Source organism: Mesorhizobium sp. WSM4871, from assembly GCF_055811295.1.
Genome location: NZ_JBVVPU010000003.1, coordinates 198,386 through 219,399, shown reverse-complemented (window position 1 = coordinate 219,399; position 21,014 = coordinate 198,386). Strand labels below are relative to the sequence as shown.

General features: G+C 62.9%; 20 protein-coding genes and 1 riboswitch. Of the genes, 1 reads left to right on the top strand and 19 read right to left on the bottom strand.

The annotated features are described in order from the left end of the window. Positions 1–119: 119 nt before the first annotated feature. From AC0L2H_RS07700 to AC0L2H_RS07610, 19 genes are all read right to left on the bottom strand, one after another. A complete protein-coding gene (locus tag AC0L2H_RS07700; protein WP_473589665.1) occupies positions 120–1,790 on the bottom strand; it encodes a ribonuclease J in 1,671 nt (556 codons plus the stop codon). Between the two features lie 35 nt (positions 1,791–1,825). After that, positions 1,826–2,647 carry a biotin--[acetyl-CoA-carboxylase] ligase gene (locus AC0L2H_RS07695; RefSeq protein WP_473589664.1) on the bottom strand — a complete coding sequence of 274 codons (822 nt, stop codon included), beginning with the start codon at positions 2,645–2,647 and terminating at the stop codon, positions 1,826–1,828. Positions 2,648–2,652: 5 nt separating this feature from the next. After that, positions 2,653–4,089 (bottom strand): NADH-quinone oxidoreductase subunit NuoN, encoded by a 1,437-nt coding sequence (gene nuoN / locus AC0L2H_RS07690; protein WP_473589663.1) that lies wholly within the window; start codon positions 4,087–4,089, stop codon positions 2,653–2,655. Positions 4,090–4,107: 18 nt separating this feature from the next. Next, complete coding sequence (locus AC0L2H_RS07685) at positions 4,108–5,613, bottom strand: NADH-quinone oxidoreductase subunit M (protein ID WP_473589662.1); 1,506 nt, start codon at positions 5,611–5,613, stop codon at positions 4,108–4,110. Next, the gene (nuoL, locus tag AC0L2H_RS07680) at positions 5,613–7,586 is read right to left on the bottom strand and encodes an NADH-quinone oxidoreductase subunit L (protein ID WP_473589661.1); all 1,974 of its coding nucleotides are present in this window, start codon (positions 7,584–7,586) and stop codon (positions 5,613–5,615) included. The genes AC0L2H_RS07685 and nuoL overlap by 1 nt, the downstream gene beginning before the upstream one ends. A gap of 10 nt (positions 7,587–7,596) precedes the next feature. Next, the gene (gene nuoK / locus AC0L2H_RS07675; RefSeq protein WP_006335669.1) at positions 7,597–7,905 is read right to left on the bottom strand and encodes an NADH-quinone oxidoreductase subunit NuoK; all 309 of its coding nucleotides are present in this window, start codon (positions 7,903–7,905) and stop codon (positions 7,597–7,599) included. Position 7,906: 1 nt separating this feature from the next. Then, positions 7,907–8,527: an NADH-quinone oxidoreductase subunit J gene (locus AC0L2H_RS07670; protein ID WP_097574863.1), complete on the bottom strand. Its 621-nt coding sequence runs from the start codon at positions 8,525–8,527 to the stop codon at positions 7,907–7,909. A gap of 122 nt (positions 8,528–8,649) precedes the next feature. After that, complete coding sequence (nuoI, locus tag AC0L2H_RS07665; RefSeq protein WP_036241856.1) at positions 8,650–9,141, bottom strand: NADH-quinone oxidoreductase subunit NuoI; 492 nt, start codon at positions 9,139–9,141, stop codon at positions 8,650–8,652. Positions 9,142–9,143: 2 nt separating this feature from the next. Next, positions 9,144–9,335, bottom strand: a complete 192-nt coding sequence (locus tag AC0L2H_RS07660; RefSeq protein ID WP_473589660.1) for a hypothetical protein — start codon at positions 9,333–9,335, stop codon at positions 9,144–9,146. After that, positions 9,335–10,378, bottom strand: a complete 1,044-nt coding sequence (nuoH, locus tag AC0L2H_RS07655; protein WP_097574865.1) for an NADH-quinone oxidoreductase subunit NuoH — start codon at positions 10,376–10,378, stop codon at positions 9,335–9,337. The genes AC0L2H_RS07660 and nuoH overlap by 1 nt, the downstream gene beginning before the upstream one ends. 2 nt (positions 10,379–10,380) lie before the next feature. Further along, positions 10,381–12,462: an NADH-quinone oxidoreductase subunit NuoG gene (nuoG, locus tag AC0L2H_RS07650; RefSeq protein ID WP_473589659.1), complete on the bottom strand. Its 2,082-nt coding sequence runs from the start codon at positions 12,460–12,462 to the stop codon at positions 10,381–10,383. A 74-nt stretch (positions 12,463–12,536) separates the two neighbouring features. After that, positions 12,537–13,238 (bottom strand): NADH-ubiquinone dehydrogenase, encoded by a 702-nt coding sequence (locus AC0L2H_RS07645; RefSeq protein WP_473589658.1) that lies wholly within the window; start codon positions 13,236–13,238, stop codon positions 12,537–12,539. A 146-nt stretch (positions 13,239–13,384) separates the two neighbouring features. Beyond that, positions 13,385–14,689, bottom strand: a complete 1,305-nt coding sequence (gene nuoF, locus AC0L2H_RS07640; RefSeq protein ID WP_473589657.1) for an NADH-quinone oxidoreductase subunit NuoF — start codon at positions 14,687–14,689, stop codon at positions 13,385–13,387. A 10-nt stretch (positions 14,690–14,699) separates the two neighbouring features. Next, a complete protein-coding gene (locus tag AC0L2H_RS07635) occupies positions 14,700–16,025 on the bottom strand; it encodes an NADH-quinone oxidoreductase subunit E (protein WP_473589656.1) in 1,326 nt (441 codons plus the stop codon). Further along, on the bottom strand, positions 16,026–17,216 hold the full coding sequence (locus AC0L2H_RS07630; RefSeq protein WP_473589655.1) for an NADH-quinone oxidoreductase subunit D: 1,191 nt from the start codon (positions 17,214–17,216) through the stop codon (positions 16,026–16,028). It lies immediately after the preceding gene. Between the two features lie 48 nt (positions 17,217–17,264). Then, positions 17,265–17,654: a four helix bundle protein gene (locus AC0L2H_RS07625; protein WP_473589654.1), complete on the bottom strand. Its 390-nt coding sequence runs from the start codon at positions 17,652–17,654 to the stop codon at positions 17,265–17,267. 21 nt (positions 17,655–17,675) lie between these two features. Continuing rightward, the gene (locus AC0L2H_RS07620; protein WP_473589653.1) at positions 17,676–18,278 is read right to left on the bottom strand and encodes an NADH-quinone oxidoreductase subunit C; all 603 of its coding nucleotides are present in this window, start codon (positions 18,276–18,278) and stop codon (positions 17,676–17,678) included. Positions 18,279–18,281: 3 nt separating this feature from the next. Then, positions 18,282–18,863, bottom strand: a complete 582-nt coding sequence (locus tag AC0L2H_RS07615; RefSeq protein WP_097574872.1) for a NuoB/complex I 20 kDa subunit family protein — start codon at positions 18,861–18,863, stop codon at positions 18,282–18,284. Beyond that, positions 18,854–19,219: an NADH-quinone oxidoreductase subunit A gene (locus tag AC0L2H_RS07610; RefSeq protein WP_097574873.1), complete on the bottom strand. Its 366-nt coding sequence runs from the start codon at positions 19,217–19,219 to the stop codon at positions 18,854–18,856. Before AC0L2H_RS07610 ends, AC0L2H_RS07615 begins: the two co-directional genes overlap by 10 nt. Before the next feature lie 329 nt (positions 19,220–19,548). On the opposite strand from AC0L2H_RS07610, the gene AC0L2H_RS07605 reads away from it, so the two are divergent. Then, the gene (locus AC0L2H_RS07605; RefSeq protein WP_473589652.1) at positions 19,549–20,748 is read left to right on the top strand and encodes a winged helix-turn-helix domain-containing protein; all 1,200 of its coding nucleotides are present in this window, start codon (positions 19,549–19,551) and stop codon (positions 20,746–20,748) included. Between the two features lie 29 nt (positions 20,749–20,777). Then, positions 20,778–20,981: riboswitch (cobalamin riboswitch) on the top strand. Positions 20,982–21,014: the final 33 nt, after the last annotated feature.

Here is a 21,014-nt window from a genome sequence, read left to right as displayed (position 1 = left end):
TAGGGAGTAGGGCAGTAGGGGAATAGGGAAAAAACAGGATCAAGAAGTGCAGACTTTTTGCGCTCCTACTTCCTACTTCCCTACTCCCCTACTGCCCTACTGCCCTACTCCCTTGTTCGTCACCGCGTGACGAACACTGTCACCAGCGGCTTCTTGCCCCAGGCTTCGTTGGCGGCGCCGCGTACGGCACGACGCACCGCCTCCTGCACGAGGTCCAGGTCTTTTCGGCGCTGACGGGGGATGGAGTCCACGGCGCCGATTGCCGCATCGAGCATCAGGTCTTCCAGGGTCTCGCCGCTGGCATCGGCTTCGGCGACGCCGATGGCGACCAGATCGGGATCGCCGGCGAGTTCATATTTGTCGTCGAGCACGACGTTGACCGCGACATGGCCGGCGAAGGACAGCTTGCGCCGGTCGCGAATGCCCATCGCCTGGTCGGTGCCGATCAGCCGGCCGTCCTTGTAGATGCGGCCGAACGGCACCTGGTCGATGATCGTGGCCGCCCCTGGATAGAGTCTCAGCATATCGCCGTCGCGCACCTGCGCCACCTGGCCGATGCCGGACATCGACATCAGCGAGCCCTGCGCCACCAGATGCGCCGCCTCGCCATGCACGGGAACGCCGATCTGCGGTCGCACCCACTCATACATCTTGCGCAATTCGTTGCGGCGCGGATGGCCGGAGACATGCACCAGCGCGTCGCCGTCCTCGATGATCCTGATGCCGAGATCGATCAGGCGGTTCTTGATCTCGAGGATCGCCTTCTCGTTGCCGGGAATGGTGCGCGAGGAAAACACCACCGTATCGCCTGCCGTCAGCGACACAGATTTCATCTCTTCGCGCGACAGTTTGGCGAGCGCCGCCAGCGGCTCGCCCTGGCTGCCGGTGCAGATGATGACAAGATTTTCGCGGGGGATGAAACCGTAATCCTCCTCGGCGATGAATTCGGGCAGCCCGTCCATATAGCCGAGTTCGCCGGCCACATCGATGACGCGCTTCAGCGAACGGCCGAGCACCAGGCACTGCCGGCCGGCGTCCCGTGCCGCCTTGGCAATGGAAACGATGCGCCCGACATTGGAGGAGAAAGTGGTGACGGCGACACGGCCCTTGGCGTTCTGGATGACGCCCTTGAGGCCCTCGCCCACCGCGACTTCCGACGGCGACTCGCCTTCGCGCATCGCATTGGTGGAATCGCAGATCAGCGCCAGCACGCCCTTGTCGCCATAGGCGCGGAAGCGCGCCTCGTCGGTCTTCGGCCCGATGGTCGGCTCCGGGTCGATCTTCCAGTCGCCGGTATGGATGACGGTGCCGGCCGGCGAGGTGATCGCCAAGGACATCGGTTCCGGAATGGAGTGCGCCACCGGAATTGCCTCGATCTCGAACGGACCGATGGTGAACTTTTCGCCGGCCCGGTAGATCGTCAACGGGATCTTCGGCGCGCCCTGTTCGCCTTGCCGCTTGGCCTCCAGCAACCCGGCGCTGAACGGCGTCATCCAGACCGGCGCCTTCAGTTTCGGCCAGATGTCGAGCAGCGCGCCGTAGTGATCCTCATGCGCGTGGGTGATGACGATGCCGCGCAGATTGGCGAGGTTCTCCTCGATGAAGCGCGTGTCGGGCAGGATGAGGTCGACGCCCGGATGCGCGGCGTCGGGAAAGGTGACGCCGACATCGACGACGATCCATTCACGCGCATTGGCCGGCCCATAGCCGTAGAGGGCGAAGTTCATGCCGATCTCGCCGACGCCGCCGAGCGGCACGAAGACGAGTTCGGCGTTTTCCGCATTCGCCATGATATTTCCTTTCCTGGCCGGTCAATGCCCGCCGATCAAACCCGGGCTGACGCAACCGCGCCGAAATGCACGTCGCCGGCGGCGATCGTCAGAACCGAACCCTCATCGTCGCGGATCACGAAACGGCAGTCCTCGTCAATGGTCTCGAAGGTGCCGCGCACCACATTACCGTCAATTCTGACAGCAACCTGCCCGCCAAGCCCCGCCGCGCGCGCCAACCAGCGCTGCCTGATGGCCGACAGCCCGCGCCCGTCGTTCCACAACCGCGCATTCTCGCTCCAGGCATCCGACAGCGCCAGAAACAACGTCTCGGCATCGCAGGTAGCGCCCAGCGCGTAAAGCGATGTCGCCGGATAAGGTAAATCCTCGGGATATGTCACCACATTGACGCCGATGCCGACCGCCACCGCGAAACGGCCGCCATCCAGAACAGCCGATTCCAGCAGGATGCCGGCAAGCTTGGCGCCGGAGGCCAGCACATCGTTCGGCCATTTCAGCTCGAAACGGTTCTTGCCCTGGCTGGCGCCGTCGAGTCCGATCGAGATCCTGCCCTTCGGCACGACGGCCTCGAGCGCGTCGGCGAGCGCCAGTCCGGCGACGAAGCCGAGCGTCGCGGCAAGGCGAAGCTCGGCATTGGTGACGACCAGCAGCGTCGCCGCCAGATTGCCTTCGGGTGTCGCCCAGACCCGGCCGCGCCGGCCACGTCCGCTTTCCTGCTTCTTTGAAACGACCCAGAGCTTGCCGGGGTCGCCCGCCCGTGCGTGGTCCAGCGCCAGCGCATTGGTGGAACCGACCGTGTCATGCGCCTCGAGCCGGAAGCCTTCAGACGCCGCGGGTGGAGCCAGCCGAAATGCCATCCCGTCTAAAAGAAGGTCTTTGCGGCGGCTTCGGCATAGGTGCCGATCGGTCCGCCGATCAGCACGTAGAACAGCACGAAGGCGCCACTGACGCCGAGCACGACTCTGAGTTCGGTCGCCATCGGCACGAAGCCGCCGACTGGCTCATCGAACCACATGATCTTGATGATGCGCAGATAGTAATAGGCGCCCACCACCGAGGCCAGCACGCCGATGATCGCCAGCGCGTAAAGGCCCGCGTTGATGGCGGCGAGGAACACGTACCACTTCCCCCAGAAGCCAGCGAGCGGCGGAATGCCGGCCAGCGAGAACATCAGGATGGTCAGGATCGTCGCCATGACCGGATTGGTCGAGGACAGGCCGGCGAGATCGCTGATCTGCTCGACATTGCCTTCCTTGCGCCGCATGGCGAGGATGAAGGCGAAGGTGCCGAGCGTCATCACCAGATAGATCAGCATGTAGATGGCGACGCCGCGCACGCCGGCCTGGCTGTTGGCGGCGAGGCCGACCAGCGCGTAGCCCATATGGCCGATCGAGGAATAGGCCATCAGCCGCTTGATGTTGGTCTGGCCGATGGCCGCGAATGCGCCGAGCGCCATCGAGGCGATCGAGATGAAGACGATGATCTGCTGCCAGTCGGCAGCGATCGGCTTGAAGGCGCCCATGGTGACGCGCACGATCAGCGCCATCGCCGCCATTTTTGGTGCTGCCGCGAGGAAGGCCGTCACCGGCGTCAGTGCGCCCTCATAGACGTCAGGCGTCCACATGTGGAACGGCACCGCCGATATCTTGAAGGCAAGGCCGGCCAGCACGAAGACCAGGCCGAAGACCAGGCCAAGCTGGCGCTCGCCGCTGCCAAGTGCGGTGGCGATCTCCTGGAAACCGGTATTGCCGGTGTAGCCGTAAACGAGGCTGATGCCGTAGAGCAGCATGCCCGACGACAGCGCGCCGAGGACAAAATACTTCAGGCCGGCCTCGGTCGAGCGCAGATTGTCGCGGTTGATTGCCGCCAGCACGTAGATCGCCAGCGATTGCAATTCGAGCCCGAGATAGAGCCCGATCATGCCATTGGCCGAGATCATCAGCATCATGCCGAGCGTGCACAGCAGGATCAGCACCGGATATTCGAACTTGTCGAAATGCTCGGCCTTGGCAAAGCGCATCGACATCACCAGCGTCACCGCCGAACCGACCAGCGCCAGCACCTTCATGAAGCGGGAGAAGGGATCCTGGACGAAGGCTTCGCCGTAGGCATTGCCCTGCCCGGTGGAAAAGATCGTCCAGACGCCGGCAATCACCAGAACGGCGACGGCGAGGCCGGTCACGGTGGTGGTGGTGTTGGCGCGCGAATAGGCGCCGAGCATCAACAGCGCCAGGGCGCCGATGGCAAGGATCAGCTCAGGCGTCGAGAGCGATAGGCTTGAGAGAAGGTCCGGAGTCATGGTTCGCAAAACCCCTGCTCAGTTCGCCGCCGCGGTCTGCGCGGTGCCGATGGATGCGGTGACATTGGTGACGAGCGCCTTGACCGATGCGGCCGTCGCGTCGAAGACCGGCGCCGGATAGACGCCGAAGAAGATGACCAGCACGACCAGCGGATAGATGATCACCTTCTCGCGCGCCGAAAGATCGAGCAGCCCCTTCAGGCTGTCCTTGGTCAGCGCGCCGAAGATCACCCTGCGGTAGAGCCAGAGCGCATAGGCCGCCGACAGGATGACGCCGGTGGCGGCGAAGAACGCCACCCAGGTGTTGACCCGGAACACGCCGAGCATGGTCAGGAACTCGCCGACGAAGCCGCTGGTGCCGGGCAGGCCGACATTGGCCATGGTGAAGATCAGGAACACCGTGGCGTATTTCGGCATGTTGTTGACCAGCCCGCCATAGGCGTCGATCTCCCGCGTGTGCATGCGGTCATAGATGACGCCGACGCACAGGAACAGCGCGCCGGAGACGAGGCCGTGCGACAGCATCTGGAAGATCGCGCCCTGCACGCCTTCCTGGTTCATCGCGAAGATGCCCATGGTGACGAAGCCCATATGGGCGACCGACGAATAGGCGATCAGCTTCTTCATGTCCTCCTGCATCAGCGCCACCAGCGAGGTGTAGATGATGGCGACGACCGACAGCGCAAACACCAGCGGCGCGAACATTTCCGAGGCCAGCGGGAACATCGGCAAGGAGAAGCGCAGGAAGCCGTAACCGCCCATCTTGAGCAGGATGGCGGCCAGGATCACCGAACCGGCCGTCGGCGCCTCGACGTGCGCGTCGGGCAGCCAGGTATGCACCGGCCACATCGGCATCTTCACCGCGAAGGAGGCGAAGAAGGCGAGCCACAGCCAGGTCTGCATGTTGGCCGGGAAATTATGCGTCAGCAGCGTCGGGATGTCGGTAGTGCCGGACTGGAAGAACATCGCCATGATAGCGAGCAGCATCAGCACCGAGCCGGCCAGCGTGTAGAGGAAGAACTTGAACGATGCATAGACGCGCCGCTTGCCGCCCCACACGCCGATGATGATGAACATCGGGATCAGGCCTGCCTCGAAGAAGACGTAGAACAGGACGATATCAAGCGCGCAGAATACGCCGATCATCAGCGTTTCCAGCAGAAGGAAGGCGATCATGTAGGCCTTGACGCGCTTCTCGATCGATTCCCACGAGGCCAGTATGCAGAGCGGCATCAGGAACGTGGTCAGGATGACGAACAGCATCGAGATGCCGTCGACGCCCAGATGGTAGGAGATGCCGGAATCCAGCCAGGCGAACTTCTCGACGAACTGGAAGCCGGGTTGCGAATTGTCGAAGCCGGTCCAGATGAACAGCGAAATGATGAAGGTGATACCAGTCGTCCACAGCGCGATGGCGCGGATGTTGCGGCGAGCATTTTCGCTATCATCATTGATGAACAGGATGAGCAGCACACCCACCAGCGGCAGGAAGGTGACCAGCGATAGGATCGGCCAGGCGGTCATCAGAGCATCATCCAGGTGACGAGTGCGGCAACGCCGATCAGCATGGCGAAGGCATAGTGATAGAGGTAGCCGGTCTGCAGCTTTACGACACGGTCGGTGACGTCGACGACGCGCGCCGAAATGCCGTCAGGCCCGAGCCCGTCGATGATGGTGCCGTCGCCGGTCTTCCACAGGAAATGGCCGAGGCGCTTTGCCGGCCGCACGAACAGGAAGTCGTAGAGCTCGTCGAAATACCACTTGTTGAGCAGGAAGGCGTAGAGCAGGCGATGGTTGGCGGCGACACTGCGGGGCAATTCCGGTGAGCGGATGTAGAACTTCCAGGCAATCAAGAAGCCGATCAGCATGGCGATGAACGGCGACAGTTCCACCCACAGCGGCAGTTCGTGGATGTCGTGCAGGATGTGGTTTTCCGGCAGCGTGAACAGCGATGCCTTCCAGAATTCGGCATAGCCCTCGCCGATGAAGGCGCCATGGAAGATCACGCCGGCAAACAGCGCGCCCGCCGCCAGGACGAACAGCGGCACCAGCATCACTGGCGGCGATTCATGGACATGGTGCATCACCTCATGGCTCGCCCGTGGCTCGCCGTGGAAGGTCATGAAGATCAGCCGCCAGGAGTAGAAGGAGGTGAAGGCGGCGGCGACGACCAGCATCACGAAGGCAAAGCCGGCGAACATATTGTGCCCGGCAAAGGCGCTTTCGATGATGGCGTCCTTGGAGAAGAAGCCGGCGGTGCCGATGACGGTCACCGGAATGCCGACGCCGGTCAGCGCCAGTGTACCGATCACCATCATCCAGTAGGTCTTCGGGATCAGCGTCCTGAGACCGCCCATCTTACGCATGTCCTGCTCGTCGGAGACGGCATGGATGACCGAGCCGGAGCCGAGGAACAGCAGCGCCTTGAAGAAGGCATGCGTGAACAGGTGGAAGATCGCCGCGCCGTAGGCGCCGACGCCGAGCGCCACGAACATGTAGCCGAGCTGCGAGCAGGTCGAATAGGCGATGACGCGCTTGATGTCGTTCTGGACGAGACCGACGGTCGCCGCGAAAAAGGCGGTGAAGGCGCCGATGAAGGTGACCACGGTCAGCGCCGAATGCGACAGTTCGAACAGCGGCGACAGCCTCGCCAGCATGAACACGCCGGCCGTCACCATGGTGGCGGCATGGATGAGTGCTGAGACCGGCGTCGGGCCTTCCATGGCGTCGGGCAGCCAGGTGTGCAGCGGCACCTGCGCCGACTTGCCCATGGCGCCCATGAACAGCAAGAGGCAGACCACGGTCAGCGCCGCCTGCTTGTCGAGCGCATAGCCGAGGAAGGTCAGCACGGCCGCCCCCTGGGGCGCGCCTTCGGCCGGGATGAACGACGCCGCATTGGCGAAGATGGTGCCGAGATTGACCGAGCCGAACAGCACGAACACGCCGAAGATGCCGAGCGCGAAGCCGAAATCGCCGACGCGGTTGACGACGAAGGCCTTGATCGCCGCGGCGTTCGCCGACGGTTTCTTGTACCAGAAGCCGATCAGCAGATAGGAGGCGAGACCGACGCCCTCCCAGCCGAAGAACATCTGCACCAGATTGTCTGATGTCACCAGCATCAGCATGGCGAAGGTGAACAGCGACAGGTAGGCAAAAAAGCGCGGCCGGTTCGGATCGTGGTGCATGTAGCCGATCGAGTAGATATGGACCAGCGCCGACACCGTGTTGACGACCACCAGCATCACCACCGTCAGCGTGTCGATCCTCAGCGCCCACGCCGCATCGAGGCCGCCCGACTGGATCCAGCGCAGCACGGGCACGGTGAACACTTGCCCCTCGCCGAAGCCGACGGAGAAGAAGGCAACCCACGACAGCACCGCCGAAATCACCAGGAATCCGGAGGTGATGTATTCGGATGCCTTGGCGCCGAGCGAATTGCCGAACAGGCCGACGATCAGGAAGCCGAGCAGCGGAAGGAAGACGATGGCCTGGTACATTGTGGTTCCGTCAACCCTTCATCATGTTCACGTCTTCGACCGCGATCGAACCGCGGTTGCGGAAGAAGACGACAAGGATGGCTAGACCGATGGCGGCCTCGGCCGCCGCGACCGTCAGCACGAACAGCGCGAACACCTGGCCGACGAGATCGCCAAGCGCGGCCGAAAAGGCGACGAAATTGATGTTGACCGCAAGCAGGATCAGCTCGATCGACATCAGGATGACGATGATGTTGCGGCGGTTGAGGAAAATGCCGAACACGCCGAGCGTGAACAGGATCGCCGATACGGTAAGATAATGCGCGATGCCGACGGTCATCTCAGATCCCCTCGCCTGTCTTGACCTTGCGGATTTCCATGCCCGTCGCCGGCGTGCGGCCGACCTGGGCGGCGATCGACTGCCGCTTGACGCCCGGCTTGTGGCGCAGCGTCAGCACGATAGCGCCGATCATGGCGACCAGCAGGATGAGGCCCGCAACCTGGAAGTAGTAGAGGTAATCGGTATAGAGGATGTCGCCGAGCGCCGCCGTGTTCGAGCGCGCGGCAAGGTCCGGAATGGGTTTTGAGACGGTCGAGGCCAGTTGCGGCGCGAATGTATAGCCGCCGAGCACGACGATCAGCTCCGCCGCCAGGATCAGCCCGACCAGCGCGCCGATCGGCGCGTATTGCAGGGCGCCTTCCTTCATCTCGGCGAAATCGACGTCGAGCATCATGACGACGAACAGGAACAGCACCATGACCGCGCCGACATAGACGACGAGCAGGATCATCGCCAGGAACTCGGCCCCGGTCAGCATGAACAGGCCGGCGGCGTTGAAGAAGGTCAGGATCAGGAACAGCACCGAATGCACGGGATTGCGCGACGAAATGACCATGAAGGCCGACGCCACCGCGACAAAGGCGAAGAGGTAGAAAAAGGCCGCCTCTAGTCCACTCAGCATGGGTTCCCCCGGGTTTCCTGTCCGAACAGGACGTTCGTCCTGTTCGATTTTTGCCACCGCCTCCGGCCGGCAAGTTGCGTTGTCCTTAAACGAGGCCCCTCGCCTCGTCCATGCGTCAAATGTCAGCGATAAGGCGCGTCCAGCGAGATGTTGCGCGCCAGTTCGCGCTCCCAGCGGTCGCCATTGGCCAGCAGCTTGTCCTTGTCGTAATAAAGTTCCTCGCGTGTCTCCGTCGCGAATTCGAAATTCGGCCCCTCGACGATGGCGTCGACCGGGCAGGCTTCCTGGCAGAAGCCGCAATAAATGCACTTCACCATGTCGATGTCGTAGCGCACGGTGCGGCGCGTGCCGTCGTTGCGGCGCGGACCGGCCTCAATGGTGATCGCCTGCGCCGGGCAGATCGCCTCGCACAATTTGCAGGCGATGCAGCGTTCCTCGCCATTGGGATAACGGCGCAGCGCATGCTCGCCGCGGAAGCGCGGGCTCACCGGCCCCTTCTCATGCGGATAGTTGATCGTCTCCTTCGGCGCGAAGAACTGCCGCATCGACAGGAAGAAGGCGCTGACGAAGTCCTGCAGCAGCAGCGACTTGGCGGCTTGGGCTAGCGCTGACATCATCATTCTCCAGCAAATAGCGGGGCCACGAACCAGCCCACGATCGGCAGCAGCACGAACTGGCTGAGGCCGGTTATGTTCAATACGCGTTTCGTCTCGTCGAGTTCAACGCGCGAGGCAAGCAGCCTGAGCAGCGCGAAATCCGCCGCTGCCACCACCACGCCCACCGAAGCGCCGATCAGGCTCGCGTTCATCATGCCATCCCCGTGAGCTTGAGGAAGGCGGCGACGATCACCACCATCGCCAGCGAGATCGGCAGGAAGACTTTCCAGCCGAGCCGCATCAACTGGTCGTAGCGGTAGCGCGGCACGAACGCCTTCACCATGGAGAACATGAAGAACATCAGGCAGACCTTGAGCACGAACCAGATCAGCCCCGGCACCCAGGTGAAGGGCGCGAAGTCGAAGGGCGGCAGCCAGCCGCCGAGGAACAGGATGGTGGCCAGCGCGCACATCAGCACGACGGCGACATATTCGCCGAGGAAGAACAGCAGGAACGGCGTCGACGAATATTCAACCATATGGCCGGCGACCAGTTCCGATTCGGCTTCCACGAGATCGAAAGGCGGTCGGTTCGTCTCGGCCAGCGCCGAGATGAAGAAGATGACGAACATCGGAAACAGCGCCAGCCAGTGCCAGTCGAGGAAGGTGTTAGGCAGGCCAAGCTTGGTGCCCAGCCCGTCCTGCTGCGACAACACGATGTCGGACAGGTTGAGCGAGCCGACGCACAAAAGCACGGTGACGATGACGAAGCCGATCGAGACCTCGTAGGACACCATCTGCGCGGCCGAGCGCAGCGCGCCGAGGAACGGGTATTTCGAGTTCGACGCCCAGCCGCCCATGATCACGCCATAGACCTCGAGCGAGGAGATGGCGAAGACATAGAGGATGCCGACATTGACGTTGGCGATCGCCCAGCCCTGGTTGACCGGGATGACCGCCCAGGCCGAGATCGCCAGCACCGCCGACACCAGCGGCGCCAGCAGGAACACGCCCTTATTGGCGCCGGACGGGATCACCGGCTCCTTGAACACGAACTTCAAAAGATCGGCGAAAGCCTGCAGCGTGCCCCATGGGCCGACGACGTTCGGGCCGCGGCGCAACTGCACCGCCGCCCAGATCTTGCGGTCGGCATAAAGCAGATAGGCGACCGCAATCAAAAGCACGACAATCAGCACGACGGACTTCAAGAGGATGATCAGCGCCGGCAGCACGTAGAAGGAGAAGAAGGTGTCCATGCTTATTCCGCCGCCTGCCTGAAGCCGTTTTTCGCCAGCGCCGAGCACTCCGCCATCACGGCCGACGCCCGCGCGATCGGGTTTGTCAGGTAGAAGTCCTTGACCGGCGAGGTGAAGGCGCCCTTGTTCAGCCGACCGCCGAGCTTCGCCACCTTGGCGATATCGTCGGCGTTGCCTGCCTCGACATGATCGATGCGGGCGAGATGCGGGTAGTCCGCATAGAGTTTCGCGCGAAGCTGCGGCAGCGAATCGAACGGCAGCTTCTTGCCCAGCACATCCGACAGGGCTCGCAGGATTGCCCAGTCCTCGCGCGCATCGCCCGGCGCAAAGCCGGCGCGGTTGGTCTGCTGCACGCGGCCCTCGGTGTTGACGTAGGTGCCGGATTTTTCCGTGTAGGCGGCTCCCGGCAGGATGACATTGGCGCGGTGGGCGCCAGCGTCGCCATGCGTGCCGATGTAGACGACGAAGGCGCCGCCGGTCTTGGCCATGTCGAGTTCGTCGGCGCCGAGCAGGAACAGCAGATCGGTCTCGCCCAGCATGGCGGCGGCATTCTTGCCGCCTTCGCCCGGCACGAAGCCGAGATCGAGGCCGCCGACGCGTCCCGCCGCATTGTGCAGCACTGCAAAACCGTTCCAGTCCGCCCGGGCAGCGTTGATGGCCATGCCAAGCTTCGCCGCCTGGCCGAGCACGGCCGCGCCATCAGCCCGCGCCAACGCGCCCTGACCAATGATGATAAGCGGGTGGGTAGCCTTCTTCAGAACCTGGAAGAACGTACCGTTGCCGTCGGCCAAATCCTTCAGCGATTCCGGTCCGGCGCCGAGCAATTCGTAGTCATAGCGCGTATCGCCGACATCGCCGATGACGCCGACCGGAAGATTGCCGAGCCGCCAGCGCTTGCGGATGCGGGCGTTGAGCAAGGACGCCTCGAAGCGCGGATTGGCGCCGATGATCAGCACCGCGTCGGCCTGCTCGATGCCCTCGATGGTCGGATTGAAGATATAGCTCGCCCGGCCGAGCGACGGATCGAGCGCAGCGCCATCCTGGCGGCAGTCGGTATTGTTCGAACCAAGCGCCGCCATCAAAAGCTTCAGCGCATAGATTTCCTCGACCGCCGCGAGATCGCCAGCAATGGCGCCGATTTTTTCCGGCGCCGTCTTCGACACCGCGTCCTTGATCGCGGCAAAGGCCTCGGCCCAGCTTGCCGGAACGAGCTTCCCGTCCTTGCGCACATAAGGGCGGTCGAGGCGCTGCGTGCGCAAGCCGTCCCAGATGAAGCGGGTCTTGTCCGAAATCCACTCCTCGTTCACCGCTTCGTTGACGCGCGGCAGGATGCGCATCACCTCGCGTCCTCGGGAATCGACGCGGATCGCCGAGCCGACGGCATCCATCACGTCGATGGACTCGGTCTTGGTCAGCTCCCACGGCCGCGCCTGGAAGGCGTAGGGCTTGGAAGTCAGCGCACCGACCGGGCAAAGGTCGATGACGTTGCCCTGCAACTCCGAGGTCATCGCGCTTTCGAGATAGGTGGTGATCTCGGCATCCTCGCCGCGGCCGATCAGGCCGAGCTCGGAAATGCCGGCAATCTCGGTGGTGAAGCGGACACAGCGCGTGCAATGGATGCAGCGGTTCATGATCGTCTTGACCAGAGGCCCGATATATTTGTCTTCGACCGCCCGCTTGTTCTCATGATAGCGCGAGGAATCGACGCCGAAGGCCATCGCCTGGTCCTGCAGGTCGCACTCGCCGCCCTGGTCGCAGATCGGGCAATCCAGCGGATGATTGATCAGCAGGAACTCCATCACGCCTTCCCTGGCCTTCTTGACCATCGGCGTGTTGGTGAAGATTTCCGGCGGCTCGCCATTGGGGCCGGGGCGCAGGTCACGCACGCCCATGGCGCAGGATGCCTGCGGCTTGGGCGGCCCGCCCTTCACCTCGATCAGGCACATGCGGCAATTGCCGGCGATCGACAGCCGCTCATGGAAGCAGAAACGCGGCACTTCCGCACCCGCGTCCTCGGCCGCCTGCAGCAGCGTGTAATGGTCGGGTACAGTGATCTCTTTCCCGTCGACCTTGAGCTTTGCCATTTCGTCTCAAACCCCTGCGGACGTTCCGCAATCTTTTTGTCCATGCGCGGCAGAAGCCGCGCACGGTATTGAATTCAACGTTTGGCCCCGGCCAGCGCCGCCGCTTGGGCGATCCAGTCGTCGCGATCGATGCGGCCCTTGAACGACAGGTAGTCGTCGACCCAGGCGATCTCTTCCGGCGTCCATGCCGCGATCTGCGCATAGGTCCAGATACCCAGGCCGTTCAGCACCTTTTCCAGCTTGGGCCCGATGCCCGATATCGCCTTGAGGTCGGCTGGCTTTGCCGGCCGGTCCATGGCCTTGGGCTGCTTGAAATCCTCGGGCATCAGGCCGGCCGGTACGCCGCCGGCCGCGGAGCCTGTATCCGCCGCGTTTGCCGCACCGCCATTGGTGCTCGCCGCTATGTCATTCACCTCCCTGGCGAAGGACTGCGCCTTGGCGATCAAGGTCTTCGTCGCGGCGCGCGCCTTGGTCGAGGAACTTGCCTGTGTCTCCGAAACCGCCTCGGCCCTCGCCTCGAAATCATCGATGATCGGCTGGAACAGGCGCTGCGAGGCCTCGGCGGCACCCGAGAGCGCGCCCATCCACACGCCAAAAGCGTGGTTGGCCAACCCCATGCCGAGCGCCGACATCGCCGCCGCGCCCGCGACAGGGTGCGCCAGGAGATTGACGGCGCTAGCCATCTCCTTCGGCATCATCCTGGTCAGGTCCTGGTTCATCTTCTCGAACGGGTCCAAATCGGGCATCAAATCGTCGGGTCTCGAATACAGCGACATAGGTGGTCTCCTGGTCGTTTCTTCCGTTGCCCGCGCCATTTCCTCAAATCGGACTTTCGTCCGTATTTCAAATCGGGCACTTGCCCGTATTTCAAATCGGGCGTTAGCCCGTATTTCAAATCGGGCGTTTGCCCGTAGTTCAAACTCTATTCCGCTGCCACCATCACCGGCTCTGCCCGGTGGGCGTTGCGCGAAAACTCGTCGATGCGCCGCTCCACCTCGCCGCGGAAGTGCCGCATCAGGCCCTGGATCGGCCACGCCGCCGCATCGCCCAGCGCGCATATCGTGTGGCCCTCGACCTGCTTGGTGACGTCGAGCAGCATGTCGATCTCGCGCTTCTGCGCCTCGCCGCGCACCAGCCGTTCCATCACCCGCCACATCCAGCCGGTGCCTTCACGGCATGGCGTGCACTGGCCGCAGCTCTCATGCTTGTAGAAATAGGAGAGCCGGGCGATCGCCTTAACGATATCGGTGGATTTGTCCATGACGATGACAGCCGCCGTGCCGAGACCCGATTTCAGGTCGCGCAGCGCGTCGAAATCCATCGGCGTGTCGATGATCTGCTCGGCCGGCACCAGCGGCACGGAAGCGCCACCCGGAATGACCGCCAGCAGATTGTCCCAGCCGCCGCGGATGCCGCCGCAATGCGTCTCGATCAGCTCACGGAACGGGATCGACATCGCTTCTTCGACGGTGCACGGATTGTTGACGTGGCCGGAGATGCAGAACAGCTTGGTGCCGACATTGTTGGGCCGGCCGAAGGACGAGAACCAGGCGGCACCCCGGCGCAGGATGGTCGGCGCCACCGCGATGGACTCGACATTGTTGACCGTGGTCGGGCAGCCATAGAGGCCGACATTGGCCGGGAATGGCGGCTTCAGCCTGGGCTGGCCCTTCTTGCCTTCGAGGCTTTCGAGCAGCGCCGTCTCCTCGCCGCAGATATAGGCGCCGGCGCCGTGATGCATGTAGATGTCGAAGTCGTAGCCGGACGTATTGTTCTTGCCGATCAGCTTGGCCTCATAGGCCTCGTCGATGGCGCGCTGCAGCGCCTCGCGCTCCCTGATGAACTCGCCGCGCACATAGATGTAGGCGGCAACGGCGCCCATGGCGAAGCCGGCGATCAGGCAGCCTTCGACCAGCGTATGCGGGTCATGGCGCAATATATCGCGATCCTTGCAGGTGCCGGGCTCGGATTCGTCGGCGTTGACGACGAGATAGCTCGGCCGGCCGTCGCTCTGCTTGGGCATGAACGACCATTTCAAGCCCGTCGGGAAACCGGCGCCGCCGCGGCCGCGCAGGCCCGAGGCCTTCATCTCGTTGACGATCCAATCGCGCCCCTTGGCGATGATGCCGGGCGTGCCGTCCCAGGCGCCGCGCGCCATCGCGCCGGCCAGCGACTTGTCGAAGAGGCCGTAGATGTTGTTGAAGATGCGGTCTTTGTCCTGAAGCATTGTTCGTCCCTCAGACCGGCTTCTTGCCGAAGACGCGGATATATTCGGCGACCCCGCCCTTGGCGAGCGCCTTGGCCTGCTTGACCCAGTCTTCGCGCTCGATGCGGCCATGGAAGCTGAGATAGCCATCGACCCACTCGCGCTCGGCCTTCTTCCAGGAAGCGACTTGCGCGTAGGTGAAGATGCCGAGCGAATGCAGGATGCCCTCGCTCCTCGGGCCAACGCCGGAGATCAGCTTGAGATCGTCGACCAGTGCCGGCTTTTCGATGCCGGCCGGGCGGTTCTTGTCTTCCAGCGAAGGCTTTGCCGGCTTGGCGGCCTTGGCTGCGGGCACCTTGGCCTCAGGCGCCTTGAATGCAGCCGCCGGCTCGGCCTTGGTCTTCGGGCCGTTGCGCTGCTTGGAAACCTTTTCGACTTCCGGCGCCGCCTTGTTGGCATTGGCTGCCGAATGCATCGGGGCCGAAACGCTCGCCGCCTTTTCCACGGCAGGCGCCACCTTGACCGCCGAAGGCGTCTTCAACGCCGGGCTGGTTTCGGGCGCATCGGTCTTCGGCTTGCTGGCCTTCGACGGCGCGACGGCGGGAGCCGGAGCAGAGGTGGGAGCCGGCGTCGCGGCGGCAGCGGCTGGCGCTGACGGAGCCGGAACAGTAATGGCATCCGGCGCTTCCTTGGCGGCCTTGGCAGCCTCCTTGGCTTCCCTGTCGCGGGTCGCCTTGAGTATCGCCTTTTCGCTCTTCAGCGTCGTCAGGCCGGTGATCGGCTCGGAGGTGATGCGGCCATTTTGCGGGCCGGGCTCGACCTCGGCCCCTTTGCCGGCGCCGTAGAGGTCGATGATCTCGGCCAGCCGCTCCGGCGTCAAATCCTCGAACGTGTCCTTGAAAATCATAACCATCGGCGCGTTGACGCAGGCGCCAAGGCACTCGACCTCTTCCCACGACAGCGTGCCCTTGTCGTTGGTATGGAACTGGTCGTGATGGATTTTCGAGCGGCAGACATCCATCAGCGCTTCCGAGCCGCGCAGCATGCAGGGCGTGGTGCCGCAGACCTGGATATGCGCGCGGGTGCCGACCGGGCTCAACTGATACTGCGTGTAGAAGGTCGCGACTTCGAGCCCGCGGATGCGGGGCATGCCGAGCATATCGGAGATCGTCTCGATCGCCGCCTTGGTCACCCAGCCTTCCTGCTCCTGCGCCAGCATCAGCAAGGGAATGATCGCCGACTGTTCGCGGCCCTTCGGATATTTCTTGATCCATTGCTTGGCCGCCGCCGCATTCGCCCGGTTGAAGGCGAAGGACGCTGGCTGGACGCTGGCTTCTGCGAGACGGCGGACTGACATTTAGCGATCGACCTCACCAAACACGATGTCGAGGGAGCCGAGAACGGCGGTAACGTCGGCCAGCATGTGGCCGCGGCACAGGAAATCCATTGCTTGCAGATGCGCAAAGCCTGGCGCGCGCAGCTTGCAGCGATAGGGCTTGTTGGTGCCGTCGGAGACCATGTAGACGCCGAATTCGCCCTTCGGCGCCTCGACGGCGGCATAGACCTCGCCGGCCGGCACGCGGTAGCCTTCGGTGTAGAGCTTGAAATGATGGATCAGCGCTTCCATCGAGCGCTTCATCGCCGGGCGCTTCGGCGGCACCACCTTGCCGTCAAGGTTCGACACCGGTCCGCTGCTTTCCTTGCCGAGCAGAAGATCGACGCACTGGCGCATGATCTTGGCCGACTGGCGCATTTCTTCCATGCGCACGAGGTAGCGGTCGAAACAGTCGCCGTTCTTGCCGATCGGGATGTCGAAATCCATCTCGGCGTAGCATTCATAGGGCTGCGACTTGCGCAGGTCCCAGGCAGCGCCCGAGCCGCGCACCATGACGCCCGAAAAGCCCCAGGCCCAGGCATCGGCCAGCGACACCGTGCCGATGTCGACATTGCGCTGCTTGAAGATGCGGTTGCCGGTGAGCAGCGCGTCGAGATCATCGAGCGACTTCAGGAACGGGTCGATCCACTTGCCGATATCCTCGACCAGCTTCTGTGGCAGGTCCTGGTGGACGCCGCCCGGCCGGAAATAGGCCGCATGCATGCGCGAGCCCGAGGCGCGTTCGTAGAATACCATCAGCTTTTCGCGCTCGACGAAACCCCATAGCGGCGGCGTCAGCGCGCCGACATCCAGCGCCTGCGTCGTCACATTGAGGATATGCGACATGATGCGGCCGATCTCGCAATAGAGCACGCGGATCAGCTGGCCGCGCTTCGGCACCTCGATGCCGAGCAGCCGCTCGGCGGCAAGCGCGAAGGCATGTTCCTGGTTCATCGGCGCGCAATAATCGAGCCGGTCGAGATAGGGCACGGCCTGCAAATAGGTCTTGTGCTCGATCAGCTTCTCCGTGCCGCGGTGCAGCAGCCCGATATGCGGATCGACGCGATCGACGACTTCACCGTCGAGCTCAAGCACCAGCCTCAAAACACCATGCGCCGCAGGATGTTGAGGGCCAAAGTTGATGTTGAAGTTGCGGACAGAGGTTTCAGCCATGGATCGCCCTTGGCGATGAGTGAATGGTGAATAGTGAATGGTGAATGATCAAGCGCCTGTCCCGTCCTGGTCCAGCGACCGGACAAATGAGACCAGCCTCTTGCCTAGTCTTGTATAGGTCGGCTCCAGCTTCGCTGCCTGGTCCTGGGACAACAGCCCGAACCGCACGCAGAGCATGGTATGGGTCTCCAGTTCCTTTAACGAACCTTGCGCGATGCGAAGAAACTGAATGAATGGCCGTCGCTGCGCACGACCGAACCCTTCCGCGATATTTGCCGGAATTGAGACCGCGCAACGCCGCATCTGAGACGTCATTCCATACAATTCCTCGCGCGGAAACCCGCGCGTCAAAACATAGACTTCCTCGGCGATATCCATCGCCTCCTTCCAGACGATGAGATCGCGATAGTCGCGTATAGTTTCCGGCGTCTCGTCCATTCACCATTCACTATTCACCATTCACTGTTTCGCTTTTTCGTCGCCCGGAAGAACGTAGTCCGTCCCTTCCCAAGGGGACAGAAAATCGAAATTGCGGAATTCCTGCTTCAATTCCACCGGCTCGTAAATGACGCGCTTGGCCTCGTCGTCGTAGCGCACTTCGACAAAGCCGGTCAGCGGGAAATCCTTGCGCAGCGGATGACCTTCGAAGCCATAGTCGGTCAGGATCCGGCGCAGATCCGGGTGGCCGGAGAACAGCACGCCATAGAGATCGTAGGTCTCGCGCTCGAACCAGTCGGCGCCGGGGTAGACGCCGGTGAGCGACGGCACCATGGTTTCCTCGCCGGCCTGGACCTTGACGCGGATACGCACGTTCTGCTTCGGCGACAGCAAGTGATAGACCACATCGAAGCGCTTGGCCCGCGACGGATAGTCGGCGCCGCAGACGTCGATGATCGAAATGAACTGGCATTTTGGATCATCGCGCAGGAAGGTCGCCACCTCGATCAGGTCGCCCGGCTCAACCGAAACGGTGAGTTCGCCATAGGCAAGCACCGGGTCGTTGACCCGGTCAATCAGCTTCTCGCCGAGATAAGTCGACAGTTCGCTTAAGGGTATGCTCATGATTTATCGCTCGATCGTGCCGGTGCGGCGGATCTTCTTTTGCAGCAGAAGAATGCCGTAAAGCAGCGCTTCGGCGCTCGGCGGGCAGCCGGGCACATAGATGTCGACCGGCACGATGCGGTCGCAGCCACGCACCACCGAATAGGAATAGTGGTAATAGCCGCCGCCATTGGCGCAGGAACCCATCGAGATGACGTAGCGCGGCTCCGGCATCTGGTCGTAGACCTTGCGCAGCGCCGGCGCCATCTTGTTGGTCAGCGTGCCGGCGACGATCATGATGTCGGACTGACGCGGAGACGCGCGCGGCGCAACGCCGAACCTCTCAGAATCGTAGCGCGGCATCGAGGTGTGGATCATCTCGACGGCGCAGCAGGCGAGACCGAACGTCATGAACATCAGCGAGCCGCTGCGGGCCCAGGTGATCAGCGCCTCGGTCGAGGTGACGAGGAAACCCTTGTCGGCCAGCTCGTTGTTGATTTCCAGGAAGAACGGATCATCCTCCCCCACCGGCCGGCCGGTGTTGGGATCGATCAGGCCCTTGGGCCTCGGCGCGACTAGGGTGCCTGAACTGTCGTTCAATCCCATTCCAGCGCTCCTTTTTTCCATTCATAGGCAAAGCCGATGGTCAGCACGGCCAAAAACACCATCATCGACCAGAAACCGAGCATGCCGATCTTGGAGAACGACACCGCCCACGGGAACAGGAAGGCCACTTCCAGGTCGAAGATGATGAACAGGATCGACACCAGATAGAAGCGGATGTCGAACTTCATACGGGCGTCGTCGAACGAGTTGAAACCGCATTCGTAGGCGGAAAGCTTTTCCGGGTCGGGATTGCGGTAGGCCACCAGGAACGGCGCCACGATCAGCGCCAGGCCGACGACCAGCGCCACGCCGATGAACAGGACGATGGGCAGGTACGAACTCAGGAGTGCGTTCATGCTGCGGCTTTCCGTTGCCAATCCACTTTGATTACAGCAACGGACCTTAATGCGGAAGCGTGACAGATTAACCGCTGAACCGTTTGAAGGGCCTATGCTGCAACGCGGCGAGGGTTAGCGCAGCGCTTTCGGCGAAGCAAGTCAAACCTTGTTCAAAACACGGTGCTGGACGGCACATCCGGAAAAACTGGTCCGATCCGCTCCTGTTTGATTTCCTTCACTTTTTACTCCACTTTTCTCTCCTGACATATATCCCGCCAAATCCCTGCTAGCATGGTCGGGAATCATCGGTTCTTGCCTCGCTTGAACATTATCAGGGCGCCGTCAGCATGAAGGAAAAGATCTCGCTCGGCATGGCCAGGCGCATCGCACTCGCCGCACAGGGTTTCACCGATCCGAGGCCGGGCGGCACGCCGGACCGCCGCCACCTGGCTCGCGTGCTGGGGCGCACCGGGCTGCTGCAGATCGATTCCGTCAGCGCGGTGGTGCGCGCCCACTATATGCCGCTCTACTCCCGCCTCGGTCCCTACCCCCTGTCCCTGCTCGACAGCGCCGCTGTCACCCGCAAGCGCACGGTGTTCGAATATTGGGCGCATGAGGCTTCGTTCCTGCCGGTCGAGACATACCCGCTGATGCGCTGGCGCATGGAGCGGGCCGAGCGCGGCGACGAAATGTATCTGGGCCTCGCCAAATGGGGCCGCGAGCATGCCGGCTATATAGAAGAGATCTACCGCGAGGTCGCCGAACGCGGCCCGATCGCCGCTTCTGCATTGGAGGGCCAGAAAGGCTCGGGCGGCTGGTGGGGCTGGAGCCACGCCAAGCACGCCTTCGAATGGCTGTTCTGGGCCGGCCGCATCACCACGGCGCATCGCCGCGGCTTCGAACGCTTCTATGATCTGCCCGAACGCGTGCTGCCGCCCGCCGTGCTCGCCCTGCCAGTGCCCACTGCCGGGGACGCGCATCGCGACTTGCTGCGCATCTCCGCCCGCGCCCATGGCGTGGCGACCGCAGGCGACCTGCGCGACTATTTCCGCCTGTCGCCGGCCGACATGAAGGGCCGGATAGAGGAACTGGTCGAAACGGGCGAGCTATTGCCGGTGCGCGTCGAAGGCTGGAGCAAGCCGGCCTACCTACACAAGGACGCCCGTTTGCCACGCAAGATCGAGGCGCGCGCCCTGCTTGCCCCATTCGATCCGGTCGTCTTCGAGCGCTCGCGCACCGAAAGACTGTTCGACTTTCGCTACCGCATCGAGATCTACACGCCGGCCGAAAAGCGCCAATACGGCTATTACGTCCTGCCGTTCCTGCTTGGCGACAGGATCGTGGCGCGCGTCGACCTCAAGGCCGACCGCCCGGCAAGCGTCCTGCGCGTCCATGCGGCCTATGCCGAACCTGGCGCGCCGGCCGAAACGGCGGCAGCGCTGGTCGAGGAGTTGAAGCAGATGCAGGTCTGGCTCGGCCTCGAACGCATCGAGGTGACACCAGCCGGTGATTTGGGTCCGGCGCTTGTCGACATCGCAGTGTCGTAAGCTCACGTTGACACCGCTGCCCGCAAAAGCCTAAATCCGGTTCAGACGGTCTCCTCTCGGCAAAGGGAGGAGCCAAGAGGGAATGCGGTGCGAAATCTCGGTTTCAAATCCGCGGCTGTCCCCGCAACTGTAAGCGACGAGCCAAGGCCGAAAACCACTGGGATGTTCCCGGGAAGGCGGCACCCAGGCGATGACCCGCGAGCCAGGAGACCTGCCGTCTGAGAGACAAGAATCCGATCGCCTGGCGGGTTTTCCGGGCAAGGAGC